Genomic DNA, 15,789 nt, shown 5'->3' with positions numbered 1-15,789 from the left:
GCCCCGGCCGGGAACCGCCCGGCCATCGGCTGGAGGAGGCACCCCTTCCGTGGCGACGCTGGACCAGTGCATGACCGCTCTCACCGGGTTCGTCGGCCGGCTGGCCGCCAAGGACGCGGCCCGCGACCTCGACCGGACCGTCTCCTGCCGGCTGACCGACCTCGGGCAGGTGGTGCACGGCCGGTTGGCCCGGGGCGCCGTCCACGACATGACGGCGGTGCCCGAGGGGCCGGCGGTGCCCAAGGCCGACATCCGGCTGACGATGACCAGCGACGACCTGCTGGCGCTGACCGCCGGCGACCTCGACTTCACGCCGGCCTGGGCCAGTGGGCGGGTGAAGCTGGAGGCAGGGCTGCGCGACATGCTCCGGCTGCGCTCGATGCTCTGACCTGCCGGCCCGCACCGGACGCCCGCACACTCGCCGCGGGACCATCCGCCGCCCGGTCACCCGCCGTCGAGCTCCCACCGGGTCAGCGCGGCGGCCGAGTGGGCGTCGGCCGCGCTGATCGTCGGCCGCGGGCCGTCCCCGCCGGTGGGTCGCTCGTCCGCTGACCAGTGCGCCACCGCGAGGGCACGCAGGCCGTCCAGCCCGTCCCCGACGTCCGGACCGTCGCCGGCCGAACGGAGCACCAGGCGGTCCCCGGCCGAGGACGCCAGCCAGCTGCCACACCGCCACCCGCCGTCGACCGGCTGCACGGCCGGGTGCGGGGTCAGCAGGCCCGCGACGTCGGCGGCCAGCAGGTCCGGGCGCTGGTCGGGGGCGGCGGCGAGCAGGTCCGCCGGCGTGGCGACCCCGGTGAGGACGAGCAGGCTGGCCGCCCCCGCGCGCCGGGCGCCCTCGATGTCGGTGTCCAGCCGATCACCGACGACGAGCGGCCGGGTGGCGCCGGTGCGTCGCACGCACTCGGCGTGCATGGCCGGATCGGGCTTGCCGGTGACCACCGGGGACTGGCCGGTGACGGCGCTGACCACGCCCACGAGCGCGCCGTTGCCCGGCAGCACCCCGCGCGGCGAGGGGATGGTGGCGTCGGTGTTGGTGGCCACGTGCCGGGCGCCGTTGCGCACGGCCACCACGGCCTCGGCGAGCTCCGCCCAGCCGACTCCGGGCCCGTAGCCCTGGACCACGGCCGCTGGTCCGTCCTCGGCACGCTGGACGACCCGGAGCCCGGCGGCCGCGAGGGCCGCGGCCACACCCGGACCGCCCACCGCCAGGACGGGTGCGCCGGCCCCGACCAGGTCCCGGACCACCGTCGCGGCGGCCTGCGAGCTGGTGATGACGTCGGTCTCCGCGGCGGCCACGCCCAGCTCGGTGAGGTGGGCGGCGACCTGCGCCGGGGTGCGCGCGGCGTTGTTGGTGACGAAGCCCAGCTGCATGCCCCGGTCACGCGCGGCGGCGAGGGCCTCCGGCACCCCGGGCACCGCTGCCGGGCCGACGTAGACCACCCCGTCGAGGTCGAGCAGCGCCACGTCGTACTCGCCTGCCGGCGGCCGGTTGCTGCCGGCGACGAGGGGCGGTGTCCCGGGGGCGCTCACGCCGCAGCCGTCGCGGGGTGCTGGGGCACGGGGGCGGGCGTCGGGTGGGTCATGGCAGCTCCTGTGCGAGATCTCGGCGGGCGCGCACGCCGCGCAACGCCTGGGCGTAGTGGGTGAGGTCGGGTCGCATGGCGACCGCCAGGGCCAGGTGCTCGGCGGCGAGTTCGAGATCGCCGGCCCGGCTGGCGGCCAGCCCGAGACCGAACTGGGCGTAGTCGTCGGTCGGGTTGGCGTCGATGATCCGGGCGAAGCTGTCGATCGCGGCCCGGTAGCGCCCCGCGTCGTACTGGGCCCGAGCCAGCGCCTCCAGCACGCTGCGGGAGCCCGGTTCGGCGCCGGCCGCCCGCTCCAGCAGGGTGGCCGCGGCATCGGGGTGGCCGGCGCTGAGCAGCTGCAGACCGCGCTGGTACCACTCGTACACGCCGCCGTCCGGTTGCCCTGACTGCACCGCCGTCCCTCCCCCGTCGCCCCGGCCCTGCCGCGCCGCCGTCCGGCCGCCGCCGTCGGGCAGGGACCCCGCTCCTACCATCGGACGGTGCCCACCCCGACCGCGGACGCCCCGCCCTCCGCCGCGACGGGTCTCGACGTCCGGCCGTTTCGCGCTCTGGTCTACCGGGAGCACGATCCCGCGCGGCTGGCCCGGGTCAGCTCCCCGGCCTATGACCTGGTCACCGTCGGCGGCCGCGACCGCCTGGCCGAGGCCGACCCGCACAACATCGTCCGCTTGATCCTGCCGCACGTCGACCCCGTGCCGGGAGGCCGCGCAGCCAGCGACCGCAGCTCGGCCCGGGCGGCGGCGGCCAACCTGCGACAGTGGCTGGCCGACCGGGTGCTCGTCCGGGAGGACGTGGCGGCGCTCTGGCGCTACGAGATGGCCGCCCCCGGGCTCCCGGCGACCACCGGGTGGCTGGGGGCGGTCCGCGTCCCGCCGGCAGGGTCCCCCGCCGTGCTGCCGCACGAGGACACGTTCGCCCCGGCCGTCGAGGGCCGCCGCGCCCTGCTCGACGAGACGCGCACCGACCTCGAGCCCATTGTGCTGGCCCACGACCCGGAGCCGGAGGTCGCCGAACTCACGCGCCACTCCGGGCAGGGCGCGCCCACCCTGGAGGTCACCGACCCCGACGGTGTGACGCACCGGCTGTGGCGGGTGACCGACCGGGCCGTGCTCCAGCAGCTGACCACCGCGCTGGGCAGGACCCAGGCGGTGATCGCCGACGGGCACCACCGGTTCGCCGCTGCCCGGGCGCACCAGACCACCGGTGGCTCCACGCGCTGCGCCGTGCTGGCTTTCCTCACGCCGACGGGCCCGGGCGGACTGCGGGTGCAGGCGATCCACCGCGTCGTGCCCGACCTGTCGCTGCCGGCCGCCGTCGAGGCCGCTGCCACCGGGTTGACCGCGCGGGACGTCACCCCGGCCGACGGGGAACTCGCCGAGGTCTGCCGCCGCTGGGCCAGAGGCGCCGACGGCACTGCCGAGACGGGGCGTGGCCCGGTGTTCCTGGTGACCGACGGCACCCGGGTGGTGGAGCTGTCGATCCCGACGGCCGCCCTGCGAGCGACCGTACCGACCGAGGCCCCCACGGCCTGGCGGGAGCTGGACGTCGTCCTGGCCCACCACGGTCTGCTCAGCCACCTGTGGCACCGGGCCGACGACCCCACGTCGGTGCTGGTCGCGCACGACGTCGACCAGGCACTCCGGCTGGCCGGTGAACGTTCGGGCGTCGCCCTGCTGCTCCGCTCCCCCGCGCCGGCGGACGTGGCGGCGGTCGCCCGCAGCGGCGCCCGGATGCCTCGCAAGTCGACCCTCTTCGTGCCGAAACCCCGGACCGGGCTGGTGCTGCGACCGCACGAGGACTGACGGGTTCACGCCGGCTCACGCGCGGCCCGGCGCCCGGTGCGCTGCAGTTTCCGCCCCCGGCGGCAGCTGACCTCGTAGGCTACGGCGGTACCGGTGGGGGTGCGCCAGAAGCGGCGCTGCAGCGAACCCTCCACCTCCACGACGTCGTCGGTACGCCAGGCGGAGGCGTAGCGCAGCAGCGTGGGCACGGTGCTCACGCAGGTCAGGATGTCGGACCTGGGCGCCCGCGGACGCGGGTTCTCCCGCCGCACCACCAACTTGAACAGCAGCAGGGTGTCGCCGCTGGGCAGTGGGCGCAGTTCCGGTGGGGCGGACAGCCGCCCACGCAGCACGACGTCGTTCCGGTCGATCACGGCCAAGCTCATGCCGGCAAGCGTCGCCGGAGGGTGCACCGACCGGCCAGGGTCGCCCGCGAGTTGTGGACAGCCCTGGCCGGTGTGGACGACGGTGCTCAGTCCGTCAGACGGTCGTGCTCGTCCTCAGGGCCGGGAGGTGCCTGGAAGAGCCGGTTGTGGTCGCGCTCGACCGGCGGCGGGGTCTCCCCCAGCAGCTCGGCGACCTCGGCCTCGATGTCGGCATCGGTCACCGGTCCGGTCACCGCAGCGAGCATCTCCTCGTCGAACGGCTCGTCCACCTCCGCGGACGCGGGCTGGAAGAGCTGCTCGTCGGCCTCGTCGGCCTCGTCGGCTTCCGTGTCGACGGCCTCGGCCTCTTCAGCCTCGACCTCTTCGGCTTCCGCCTCGACGACGTCGGCCTCCGAGTCCGCGGTCTCCTCGTCCTCGACCTCCTCAGCGAAGTGCGCGCTGATGCCGGTCAGATCGTCGGGGTCGGCGGCGGCGATGGCCGCGTACCACTGCTGGGCCTGCTCGTCGTCGCCCCGGTCGAGCAGCAGGTCGGCGTAGGCCGTGGCCAGGCGCAGCCGGCCGAGGTCCGCGGCGCCGAGCGCGGCGGGCGTGGGCCGGCCACCGAGTGCGTTCTCCAGCACGAGGACGGCGGCACGCTGCTCGCCCAGGTCCTGCCGTGCACCGGCCTCCACCAGCCGCAGCTCGACCAGCTCCTCGCCCTCGGGCGAGGTCTCCAGCGCCTCCTGGACCAACCGCAGGGCGGTCTCCGGACGCCCGAGCGCCCGTTCGCAGTCGGCGAGGACGGCCCGGTAGCTCTGGTCACCGGTCATCCGCGCGTAGGCACGGAGCTCACGAGCTGCCTCCGCGAAGTCACCGGCGTGGTAGGCAGCGACGCCGACCGCCTCCCGCACGACCGCCAGTCGGGACGCCCGGTCGCGCGCGGCGCGTGCGTGCTGCAGGGCGAGCTCCGGGTCGTCCTCCAGCAAGCCGCCAGCGGCCACGAGGTGCTGCCCGACGACGTCGGAGTTGCGGGAGTCCAGCCCGCGGAGCGCGGTCCGGACGGCCGGATCAAGTTCCCGGGCGTCCGCCCAGTCGGGCAGCTCCGGCCCGGCGGGGCGTCGGACGGCGTCGTCCGGTGCGCTGTCGGCGTCACCCGGGCGGCGGTCCTCCCACGACGGGCGGTCGGCGGAACCGGTGCGGGCCGGGCGGCGATCCTGCCAGTCGTTCCCTCCGGCCGGCCGTCCGGCCGCGCGGTCCGGGCGGCGGTCCTGCCATGAGGGACGGTCGTCGCCCCCGCGCTGCGGACGATCACCGGCGGGACGGTCGGCCCCGCCACGGGTGGGGCGATCACCAGCCGGGCGGCGGTCCTGCCATGAGGGACGGTCCCCGCCCCCACGCTGCGGACGCTCACCAGCCGGACGGCGGTCCTGCCATGAGGGACGGTCGCCGCCCCCGCGCTGCGGACGGTCACCGGCGGGACGGTCAGCCCCGCCACGGGTAGGACGGTCACCAGCGGGACGGCGGTCCTGCCACGACGGACGGTCCCCGCCCCCACGCTGCGGACGCTCACCAGCCGGACGGCGGTCCTGCCATGAGGGACGGTCGCCGCCCCCGCGCTGCGGACGGTCACCAGCGGGACGGTCGGCCCCGCCACGGGTAGGACGGTCACCGGCGGGACGGCGGTCCTGCCACGAGGGCCGGTCCCCGCCCCCACGCTGCGGACGGTCACCGGCGGGACGGCGGTCCTGCCACGACGGACGGTCCCCGCCCCCACGCTGCGGCCGGTCACCAGCGGGCCGGCGGTCCTGCCACGACGGACGGTCCCCGCCCCCACGCTGCGGCCGGTCACCAGCGGGGCGGCGGTCCTGCCACGACGGACGGTCCCCACCCCCACGCTGGGGACGGTCATCACCGCTGCCGCGCTGGGGGCGGCCACCCTGACCCGCCGACCGTGCAGTGCCGCTGCTGGAGCCGCGGTGGCCCGCGGGGCGACCGCGGTCACCTGAACTCCCCTGCCGCGGCCCGCCGGATCGGCCGCCGGCGCCGGCTGCTCGGCCGCCGCCCCCGGAAGAGCCGCCTCTACCTCGGTCGGAACCTGCGGGCCCGCGTCGCGGAGAAGTCATGGTCTGTACGTACCTCACTGGGAATCGGCGCACGCCTGAGCGCGACCGGAACGGATCGCGGCCACCAGACCACCTCGGGGTCCTGGCCCGCACGCGCAGAGGAGGCCCTGAACGCACGAAACGGGGGCCGGAGCAAATGCTCCGACCCCCGTTCGTTGAAAGATTGTCCGGCGGCGTCCTACTCTCCCACCCGGTCCCCCGGGCAGTACCATCGGCGCTGAAAGGCTTAGCTTCCGGGTTCGGAATGAGACCGGGCGTTTCCCTTTCGCCATGACCGCCGTAACACTGTGAAACTATCGGCCACCCCTTGTTACGGGGGGCTCGTCGTTTCAGAGCTGCACAGTGGACGCGACACAACATTTTGCAAGAAAAGGCTGGATGGTGTGTGTGATCAAGCCCTCGGCCTATTAGTACCGGTCAGCTCCACGACTCACGCCGCTTCCACTTCCGGCCTATCAACCCGCTGGTCTGGGCGGGGGCCTTACCCGGTTAACCCGGTGAGAGACCTCATCTTGAAGCGAGCTTCCCGCTTAGATGCTTTCAGCGGTTATCCCTGCCGAACGTAGCCAACCAGCAGTGCTCCTGGCGGAACAACTGGCACACCAGAGGTTCGTCCGTCCCGGTCCTCTCGTACTAGGGACAGCTCTTCTCAAGTCTCTTACGCGCACGGCGGATAGGGACCGAACTGTCTCACGACGTTCTAAACCCAGCTCGCGTACCGCTTTAATGGGCGAACAGCCCAACCCTTGGGACCTACTCCAGCCCCAGGATGCGACGAGCCGACATCGAGGTGCCAAACCATCCCGTCGATATGGACTCTTGGGGAAGATCAGCCTGTTATCCCCGGGGTACCTTTTATCCGTTGAGCGACACCGCTTCCACATGCCGGTGCCGGGTCACTAGTCCCAGCTTTCGCTCCTGCTCGACCCGTCAGTCTCGCAGTCAAGCTCCCTTGTGCACTTGCACTCGACACCTGATTGCCAACCAGGCTGAGGGAACCTTTGGGCGCCTCCGTTACATTTTGGGAGGCAACCGCCCCAGTTAAACTACCCACCTGACACTGTCCCTGATCCGGATCACGGACCGAGGTTAGACATCCAATTCGACCAGAGTGGTATTTCAACGATGACTCCACGAACACTGGCGTGCCCGCTTCACAGTCTCCCACCTATCCTACACAAGCCGAACCGAACACCAATATCAAGCTATAGTGAAGGTCCCGGGGTCTTTCCGTCCTGCCGCGCGTAACGAGCATCTTTACTCGTAGTGCAATTTCGCCGAGCCTGTGGTTGAGACAGCTGAGAAGTCGTTACGCCATTCGTGCAGGTCGGAACTTACCCGACAAGGAATTTCGCTACCTTAGGATGGTTATAGTTACCACCGCCGTTTACTGGCGCTTGAGTTCTGAGCTTCGCCCCGAAGAGCTAACCCGTCCCCTTAACGTTCCAGCACCGGGCAGGCGTCAGTCCGTATACATCGTCTTTCGACTTCGCACGGACCTGTGTTTTTAGTAAACAGTCGCTTCTCACTGGTCTCTGCGGCCACCCACCGCTGCCCCGCGCAAGGCGGTTCACAGCAGATGGCCCCCCTTCTCCCGAAGTTACGGGGGCATTTTGCCGAGTTCCTTAACCACAGTTCGCTCGATCGCCTTGGTATTCTCTACCTGACCACCTGAGTTGGTTTGGGGTACGGGCCGCTAAGAACTCGCTAGAGGCTTTTCTCGGCAGCATAGGATCATCCAATTCGCCTCATTCGGCTATGCGTCGGGCCTCACCCTGCATGTGCCACGGATTTACCTATGGCACGGGCCACACCCTTGCACCGGTACTACCACTCACCGGTAGGACTACCTTCCTGCGTCACCCCATCGCTTGCCTACTACCAGTCCGGGTCCCACGCTCCACCAGATCAGACCCGAAGGTCAGTCACCGGCTTCGGATGGTTAGCATCGCTGGGTTCAGCATGGGCGTTCTTTCGCGGGTACGGGAATATCAACCCGTTGTCCATCGACTACGCCTGTCGGCCTCGCCTTAGGTCCCGACTCACCCTGGGCGGATTAGCCTGGCCCAGGAACCCTTGGTCATCCGGCGGGGGAGTTTCTCACTCCCCTTTCGCTACTCATGCCTGCATTCTCACTCGTGTGGCGTCCACGGCTGGATCACTCCGCCGCTTCCACCGCCACACGACGCTCCCCTACCCATCCACACACCTGGCCCTGAACCGAAATCCTGGACGGGTTCATGTGAATGCCACAGCTTCGGCGGTGTGCTTGAGCCCCGCTACATTGTCGGCGCGGAACCACTTGACCAGTGAGCTATTACGCACTCTTTCAAGGGTGGCTGCTTCTAAGCCAACCTCCTGGTTGTCACTGCGATCCCACATCCTTTTCCACTTAGCACACGCTTAGGGGCCTTAGCCGATGATCTGGGCTGTTTCCCTCTCGACTACGAACCTTATCGCCCGCAGTCTCACTGCCACGCTCTCACTTACCGGCATTCGGAGTTTGGTTGACTTCAGTAAGCTTGTGGGCCCCCTAGGCCATCCAGTGCTCTACCTCCGGCAAGAAACACGTGACGCTGCACCTAAATGCATTTCGGGGAGAACCAGCTATCACCGAGTTTGATTGGCCTTTCACCCCTACCCACAGCTCATCCCCTCCGTTTTCAACCGAAGTGGGTTCGGTCCTCCACGCGGTCTTACCCGCGCTTCAACCTGGCCATGGGTAGATCACTCGGCTTCGGGTCTAGAGCACGCGACTGAGACGCCCTGTTCGGACTCGCTTTCGCTACGGCTACCCCACACGGGTTAACCTCGCCACGTACCGCTAACTCGCAGGCTCATTCTTCAAAAGGCACGCAATCACCCCTCCACCGAAGTGGATAAGGCTCTCACGGCTTGTAGGCACACGGTTTCAGGTACTATTTCACTCCCCTCCCGGGGTACTTTTCACCTTTCCCTCACGGTACTTGTCCGCTATCGGTCACCAGGGAGTATTTAGGCTTAGCGGGTGGTCCCGCCAGATTCACACCGAATTTCACGGGCTCGGTGCTACTTGGGATACAACTCGGGAGGCCATGCGTTTTCGTGTACGGGGCTCTCACCCTCTACGGCGACCCCTTCCAGAGGCCTTCCACTAACACAAGACTTTCTGACTCCCTGCACCCTCGGCAGAAGATGCTGAATCGTCCCACGACCCCGACCACACAACGCCTGCCGGCTTGGCATGCAATCGGTTTAGCCTCATCCGCTTTCGCTCGCCACTACTCACGGAATCACGGTTGTTTTCTCTTCCTGTGGGTACTGAGATGTTTCACTTCCCCACGTTCCCTCCACACGCCCTATGTGTTCAGGCGCGGGTCACACCACATGACTGGTGCGGGGTTCCCCCATTCGGAAATCCTCGGATCAACGCTCGGTTGGCAGCTCCCCGAGGCTTATCGCAGCCTCCTACGTCCTTCATCGGCTCCTGGTGCCCAGGCATCCACCGTGTGCCCTTAACAACTTGACCACACAACAACACCCACACCCACCCACCACCAACCCCACCCACCAGACCCGAAGACCCAGCCCAGCGACCGAAGCCGCCAGCGGTGACACAAGTGATGGACCAGTGCGGATATCCAGATACCTACAAAAGATGCTCGCGTCCACTGTGCAGTTCTCAAACGACGAACAGTCACCCCGCTACCACCCACCACCAGACCCCACCACCCACCAACCCCACACAGGGACCAGCAGACGATCAGCGGTATGACGAGCACGAAGCCCTGCCACCAGAAGCAACAACCCAACCCAGCCACACCCACAGGCATGACCACGCCGGCCCGTTCCCTCAGGACCCAACAGCGTGCCTACGACCAGCCACCCACCACCACCCCGCTCCACACCCCCACCCGCGAACGAGTAGAAGGCCGTACTAGGGGCAGCACCAAGCCACCAGCCGAACTGGTCAGTGTTCCACCCTCGAGCTCCGCCACGAACACCCGAGCACCCTCGAGATTGAGGACACTTCACGGTCCGTGCACGGCTCTGGACCACCACACAGCATGTGGCGGCCAGTGCTCCTTAGAAAGGAGGTGATCCAGCCGCACCTTCCGGTACGGCTACCTTGTTACGACTTCGTCCCAATCGCCGATCCCGCCTTCGACGGCTCCCTCCACAAGGGTTGGGCCACCGGCTTCGGGCGTTACCGACTTTCGTGACGTGACGGGCGGTGTGTACAAGGCCCGGGAACGTATTCACCGCAGCGTTGCTGATCTGCGATTACTAGCGACTCCAACTTCATGGGGTCGAGTTGCAGACCCCAATCCGAACTGAGACCGGCTTTTTGGGATTCGCTCCACCTCGCGGTATCGCAGCCCTTTGTACCGGCCATTGTAGCATGTTTGCAGCCCTAGACATAAGGGGCATGATGATTTGACGTCATCCCCACCTTCCTCCGAGTTGACCCCGGCAGTCTCCTATGAGTCCCCACCATCACGTGCTGGCAACATAGAACGAGGGTTGCGCTCGTTGCGGGACTTAACCCAACATCTCACGACACGAGCTGACGACAACCATGCACCACCTGTGCACGACGCCAAAGGCACCCCGTATCTCTACGAGATTTCCGTGCATGTCAAGCCTAGGTAAGGTTCTTCGCGTTGCATCGAATTAAGCAACATGCTCCGCCGCTTGTGCGGGCCCCCGTCAATTCCTTTGAGTTTTAGCCTTGCGGCCGTACTCCCCAGGCGGGGCGCTTAATGCGTTAGCTGCGGCACGGAGACCGTGGAATGGCCCCCACACCTAGCGCCCAACGTTTACGGCGTGGACTACCAGGGTATCTAATCCTGTTCGCTCCCCACGCTTTCGCTCCTCAGCGTCAGTAACTGCCCAGAGACCCGCCTTCGCCACCGGTGTTCCTCCTGATATCTGCGCATTTCACCGCTACACCAGGAATTCCAGTCTCCCCTGCAGTACTCCAGTCTGCCCGTATCGACTGCAGGCCCGAGGTTGAGCCTCGGGTTTTCACAGCCGACGCGACAGACCGCCTACGAGCTCTTTACGCCCAATAATTCCGGACAACGCTTGCACCCTACGTATTACCGCGGCTGCTGGCACGTAGTTGGCCGGTGCTTCTTCTGTAGGTACCGTCACTTGCGCTTCGTCCCTACTGAAAGAGGTTTACAACCCGAAGGCCGTCATCCCTCACGCGGCGTCGCTGCGTCAGGCTTTCGCCCATTGCGCAATATTCCCCACTGCTGCCTCCCGTAGGAGTCTGGGCCGTGTCTCAGTCCCAGTGTGGCCGGTCACCCTCTCAGGCCGGCTACCCGTCGTCGCCTTGGTAGGCCACTACCCCACCAACAAGCTGATAGGCCGCGGGCCCATCCTCAGCCGATAAATCTTTCCACCACCAGACCATGCGGTCAGCGGTCACATCCGGTATTAGCACCAATTTCTTGGAGTTATCCCAGAGCTGAGGGCAGGTTGCCCACGTGTTACTCACCCGTTCGCCGCTAGGGCACCCCCCGAAGGAGGGCCTCGCTCGACTTGCATGTGTTAAGCACGCCGCCAGCGTTCGTCCTGAGCCAGGATCAAACTCTCCGTAGATGAATTCAACCCACGGCTGAGAACCGAGAGCTAGCACTCTCGATGTCAATCAACCAAAGGAATCCCCAACCAGACCACCCGAAGGCGACCCAGCCGAATGGGGGTTTAACTATATGGCACTGACTTTCGGCACGCTGTTGAGTTCTCAAGGAGCGGACGCGCGGAGAACCGGGCCTCTCGGCCGTCGTCTTCGGCTTGTTGTCTTGCTCTCGGCGCTCGTTCCCGGCCTCGCGGCTCGTTCCCGGCGCAGAGAGAAAGTTACGCGGCCCCCGCGGCGGGTGTCAAACCCGGGGGTGGTGACGCCCGCCACCTGCCCGGAACGCGGGCGTCACCTGGCGTTCACACCGGTCAGCCGAGCGGCAGGTCACCCGGCCGCCGGGCAGTGCACGCCGGCGATCGAGCGCTTGCCCTTGCGCAGCACCAGCCAGCCACCGGGGAGCCAGTCCCCCGCCGCGGGGACGGCGTCGGCGTCGGTGACCCGGACGTTGTTCACGTACGCACCACCCTCCTTGACCGTGCGGCGCGCATCGGACAGCGAGGACGCCAGGCCTGTCTGCTGCAGCAACGTGCCCACCGACACCGCCGGGTCGTCGATCTCGACCGCGCCGGCCTCGGTCAGCGCGGCGGCCAGGGTCTGCGGGTCCAGCTCCGTCAGCTCCGCCCGCCCGAACAGTGCCCGGCCGGCGGCCTCGGCCTGCGCCAGCTCCCGCGGCCCGTGCACCAGCCGGGTGAGCTCCTCGGCGAGAGCCCGTTGCGGGGCCCGCGACGCCGGCCGCTCCTCCGACTCGGCGAGCAGCGCGGCGACCTCCTCGACGGGTCGCTCGGAGAACAGCGGCAGCCAGGCGCGGGCGTCGACGTCGTCGAGGTTGAGCCAGTACTGGAAGAAGGCGTAGGGGCTGGTGAGCTCAGGGTCCAGCCAGATCGTGGCGCCCTCGGTCTTGCCGATCTTCTTCCCGTCCGAGGTGGTGATCAGCGGGGTGGCCAGGGCGTGCGCCGAGGCACCCTCGGTGCGCCGCACCAGGTCCGTGCCGGCGGTGATGTTCCCCCACTGGTCGGATCCACCGCTCTGCAGCGTGCAGCCGTGCCGCCGGAACAGCTCCCGGAAGTCGTTGGCCTGCAGGATCTGGTAGCTGAACTCGGTGTAGCTGATCCCGGCGTCGGAGTTCAGCCGGGCGGAGACGGCCTCCTTGGCCAGCATCCGGTTGACCCGGAAGTGCTTGCCGAGGTCACGGAGGAAGTCGATCGCCGACAGCGGCGACGTCCAGTCCAGGTTGTCGACGTAGATCGGCTGCCGCAGCCCGTGCTCGGCAGCGGGCAGGTCCAGGAAGGGCGCCACCCGGCGGCGGATCCCGTCCACCCAGCTGGCCACCTGCGCCGGGTCGTTGAGCTGCCGCTCGGCCGACGGCCGGGGGTCACCGATCAGCCCGGTCGCCCCGCCGACCAGCACGATCGGCTGGTGCCCGGCCCGCTGCAGGGCGCGCAGCACCATGAACTGGATCAGGTGACCGACGTGCAGGCTCGCCGCGGTCGGGTCGAAGCCGCAGTAGTAGGTGACCGGGCCTTCGGCCAGATGGGCGCGGAGGGCGTCCTCGTCGGTGCTCTGGGCGATCAGCCCGCGGCGGTGCAACTCGTCGATCACGGAAGGCGCGGAGGTCACGGTGGCCCATCCTGCCTGGCGCCCCTCCGCCGCGGCTTCCCACCCGCCCGGAAAACGCTCACCGAGGGCGCATCGGTCTCCCAGAACCGCCAGGGCAGCTCGGTCGCCACGCTGATGCCCACCCGCGACCCGACCGAGACGGCGGTCGGTGCGCTCCCGTGGTGCAGGCGCACGGTGGACGCCGGGTCGAGCAGGTCGGCGCCCCGGTCGTCCGGGCCGATGGACAGCGACTGGGTGAGCCGTGCGGGGCCGCGGGCCAGGTCGCGGTCGACCTTCGCGGCGGGGCGGCGGCTGCGGGCCAGCGACTTCCCCACCACGACCTCACCCGCGCGCATCAGCACCGCCGAGCCTCGCCCCTCCGGGCCGACGACGACGTTCGCGCACCAGTGCACCCCGTAGCTGAAGTAGACGTAGAGCCGACCGGGCGGGCCGAACATGATCTCCGCCCGCGGGGTGGGCCCCCGGTGCGCGTGTGACGCCGGGTCCTCGCCCTGCCCGGAGTAGGCCTCGACCTCGGTGAGCCGGAGCGCGACAGTGCCCTCGGGCCGGTCGGTGACCACCCAGCACCCGAGCAGGGCCCGGGCGACGTCCTCGACCGGCCCGAGCAGCTCCTCGTCGGTGAGCAGCGGCCCGGGCTCGGAGGTCGGCGGACCGGGCTCGGGGGTCGGCGGACCGCTCAGAGCGCCCCCGCCACCGGTGAGGACGTCGCCCAGTCGGCGTGCTGCCGGGCCTGCTCGGCCAGGGAGGTGAGCTGCTCGGCCACCCGCTCGGGTGCGGTGCCTCCGCGGGCCTTCCGGGCGGCGAGCGCACCGGGGACGGAGAGCACCGAGCGGACGTCGGGGGTGAGCCGCTCGTCGATGCCGGCGAGCTGGTCGTCGTCCAGCTGGTCCAGCTCCAGGCCGGCGTCCTCGCAGAAGGCGACCATCGCACCGCTGATCTCGTGCGCGGACCGGAACGGCACACCCTGGCGGACCAGCCACTCGGCGACGTCGGTGGCCAGCGCGAAACCCTGGGGAGCCGCTGCCTCGAGCACCTCGGGCCGCAGCGTGAGGGTGGCGATCATGCCGGTGACCGCGGGCAGCAGCAGGAGCAGCTGCTCCATGGAGTCGAAGACCGGCTCCTTGTCCTCCTGCAGGTCGCGGTCGTAGGCCAGCGGGAGGCCCTTGAGCATGGTGAGCAGACCGGTCAGGTTGCCCACGAACCGCCCGGACTTGCCGCGGGCCAGCTCGGCGATGTCGGGGTTCTTCTTCTGCGGCATGATCGACGACCCGGTGGCCCAGGCGTCGTCCAGGCGGGCCCAGCCGAACTCGGTGGAGGTCCAGAGCACGACCTCCTCCCCCAGCCGGGACAGGTGCACGCCGATCAGCGCGGCGGCGAACGCGAACTCCGCGGCGAAGTCGCGGTCGCTCACCCCGTCGATCGAGTTGTCCGACGCGCGGTCGAAGCCCAGCTCGGCGGCGACGGCGTCCGGGTCGAGCGGCAGCGAGGAGCCGGCCAGCGCACCGGAGCCGTACGGGCTCACGGCGGTGCGCCGGTCCCAGTCGCGCAGCCGGTCGACGTCGCGGGTGAAGGCGTGCGCGTGGGCCAGCAGCTGGTGGGCGAAGAGCACCGGCTGGGCGTGCTGGAGGTGGGTCATGCCCGGCGCCGCGACGTCGCGGTAGCGGTCGGCCAGCCCGACCAGGGCGTACTCCAGCGAGGACAGCTCAGCGACCAGCGCCCGGACGTGGTGGCGGAGGTACAGCCGCAGGTCGGTGGCGATCTGGTCGTTGCGGCTGCGCCCGGCCCGCAGCTTGCCGCCGAGCGCGCCGAGCTTCTCGGTGAGCCCCCGTTCCAGCGCCTCGTGCACGTCCTCGTCGGCCTCGATCGCGGTGAACGTGCCGTCGGCCACCTCGGCCGACAACTCGGTGAGGGCGCCGATCATGCGGGGCAGCTCGTCGTCGGTGAGCAGGCCCGCCCGGTGCAGGACCCGCGCGTGGGCCCGGGAGCCGGCGAGGTCGAAGGGGGCGAGCTGCCAGTCGAAGTGGGTGGACTTCGACAGCGCGGCCATCGCCGGGGACGGGCCGCCGCCGAAGCGGCCACCCCACAGCCGGGTCTGGCTGGCCGCGGTCGTTGCCGGGTCGGTCACTGCACGCTCTCTTCCACGTCGTCGATGCTGTCGGACTCCGGGTCCGGGGGTGCAGCGGGGGTGCCTCCGGCCAGCGCGCGCAGGCGCTCGGCCAGCGCCGCCCCGCCGTCGGGGTGCCGGGAGACGACCAGCAGGGTGTCGTCGCCGGCGATGGTGCCCAGCACGTCGGGCAGGCCCACCTTGTCCAGGCCGGAGGCGAGGAACTGGGCGGCCCCCGGCGGGGTGCGCAGGACCGCCAGGTTGGCGCTGCCCTCCGCGCTGGTGAGCAGGTCGGCCAGCAGCCGGGTGAGCCGGGCGGGCGCGGCCTGGGCCGGGCGCAGCGGCGCGTTCTCCGGGGGCAGCACGTACGACGCCGGGGCGCCGTCGGAGCCGCGGAGCTTCACCGCGCCGAGCTCCTCCAGGTCCCGGGACAGCGTCGCCTGGGTGACCTCGACGCCGGACTCGGCCAGCAGCTTGGCCAGGTGCGTCTGGGAGGTGACCGGCCCGGTGCTGATCAGCTCGGCGATGCGGGCGTGCCGCGCCGACCGGTTGAGCGCACTCGTCATCGCCGTCGCCTCATG

The 15,789-nt window shown here is 69.6% G+C and carries 9 protein-coding genes, 3 rRNA genes and 1 pseudogene; 2 read left to right on the top strand and 11 right to left on the bottom strand.

Annotation, left to right across the window (positions count from 1 at the left end):
* The first annotated feature begins 70 nt into the window (after positions 1–70).
* On the top strand, positions 71–388 hold the full coding sequence (locus tag JD78_RS05705; protein WP_228395306.1) for an alkyl sulfatase C-terminal domain-containing protein: 318 nt from the start codon (positions 71–73) through the stop codon (positions 386–388).
* A gap of 56 nt (positions 389–444) precedes the next feature.
* Here JD78_RS05705 and JD78_RS05700 read toward each other — a convergent pair whose 3' ends face one another.
* Both JD78_RS05700 and JD78_RS05695 read right to left on the bottom strand, forming a co-directional pair.
* Positions 445–1,533, bottom strand: a complete 1,089-nt coding sequence (locus JD78_RS05700) for an HAD-IIA family hydrolase (protein WP_153361588.1) — start codon at positions 1,531–1,533, stop codon at positions 445–447.
* A gap of 49 nt (positions 1,534–1,582) precedes the next feature.
* The gene (locus JD78_RS05695; protein WP_228395305.1) at positions 1,583–1,981 is read right to left on the bottom strand and encodes a tetratricopeptide repeat protein; all 399 of its coding nucleotides are present in this window, start codon (positions 1,979–1,981) and stop codon (positions 1,583–1,585) included.
* Between the two features lie 87 nt (positions 1,982–2,068).
* Here JD78_RS05695 and JD78_RS05690 point away from each other — a divergent pair, with 87 nt between their 5' ends.
* Complete coding sequence (locus JD78_RS05690) at positions 2,069–3,391, top strand: DUF1015 family protein (RefSeq protein ID WP_166521023.1); 1,323 nt, start codon at positions 2,069–2,071, stop codon at positions 3,389–3,391.
* Positions 3,392–3,396: 5 nt separating this feature from the next.
* Here the strand turns inward: JD78_RS05690 and JD78_RS05685 are convergent, their stop codons facing one another.
* The 9 genes and pseudogenes from JD78_RS05685 to JD78_RS05645 all read right to left on the bottom strand — a co-directional run.
* The gene (locus JD78_RS05685; RefSeq protein WP_153361585.1) at positions 3,397–3,756 is read right to left on the bottom strand and encodes a single-stranded DNA-binding protein; all 360 of its coding nucleotides are present in this window, start codon (positions 3,754–3,756) and stop codon (positions 3,397–3,399) included.
* Between the two features lie 86 nt (positions 3,757–3,842).
* The gene (locus JD78_RS05680) at positions 3,843–4,736 is read right to left on the bottom strand and encodes a tetratricopeptide repeat protein (protein ID WP_153361584.1); all 894 of its coding nucleotides are present in this window, start codon (positions 4,734–4,736) and stop codon (positions 3,843–3,845) included.
* Positions 4,737–6,023: 1,287 nt separating this feature from the next.
* Positions 6,024–6,140, bottom strand: a 5S ribosomal RNA gene (gene rrf / locus JD78_RS05675).
* A 105-nt stretch (positions 6,141–6,245) separates the two neighbouring features.
* Positions 6,246–9,366, bottom strand: a 23S ribosomal RNA gene (locus JD78_RS05670).
* Between the two features lie 561 nt (positions 9,367–9,927).
* Positions 9,928–11,447: ribosomal RNA gene (locus JD78_RS05665) — 16S ribosomal RNA — on the bottom strand.
* The 16S, 23S and 5S rRNA genes sit together here, the layout of an rRNA operon.
* Before the next feature lie 364 nt (positions 11,448–11,811).
* On the bottom strand, positions 11,812–13,104 hold the full coding sequence (gene tyrS, locus JD78_RS05660; protein ID WP_228395388.1) for a tyrosine--tRNA ligase: 1,293 nt from the start codon (positions 13,102–13,104) through the stop codon (positions 11,812–11,814).
* Positions 13,101–13,712, bottom strand: a complete 612-nt coding sequence (locus tag JD78_RS05655; protein WP_279526872.1) for a DNA-3-methyladenine glycosylase — start codon at positions 13,710–13,712, stop codon at positions 13,101–13,103. The genes tyrS and JD78_RS05655 overlap by 4 nt, the downstream gene beginning before the upstream one ends.
* Before the next feature lie 68 nt (positions 13,713–13,780).
* A complete protein-coding gene (argH, locus tag JD78_RS05650; RefSeq protein ID WP_153362118.1) occupies positions 13,781–15,229 on the bottom strand; it encodes an argininosuccinate lyase in 1,449 nt (482 codons plus the stop codon).
* A pseudogene (locus JD78_RS05645) lies at positions 15,226–15,777 on the bottom strand (arginine repressor); the annotation flags it as partial. The gene argH and the pseudogene JD78_RS05645, both read right to left, overlap by 4 nt.
* Positions 15,778–15,789 lie beyond the last annotated feature (12 nt).

Source organism: Modestobacter roseus (assembly GCF_007994135.1).
In the GTDB taxonomy this organism is placed as follows: Bacteria; Actinomycetota; Actinomycetes; order Mycobacteriales; family Geodermatophilaceae; genus Modestobacter; species Modestobacter roseus.
Note: the sequence above shows the minus strand (reverse complement) of the source record. Positions and strands in the feature narration are given on the sequence as shown.

Bases quoted from the DNA above. Each gene is read 5' to 3' on its own strand.
- JD78_RS05705 (WP_228395306.1), top strand. From the start codon at position 71: ATGACCGCTCTCACCGGGTTCGTCGGCCGGCTGGCCGCCAAGGACGCG.
- JD78_RS05685 (WP_153361585.1), bottom strand. From the start codon at position 3,756: ATGAGCTTGGCCGTGATCGACCGGAACGACGTCGTGCTGCGTGGGCGG.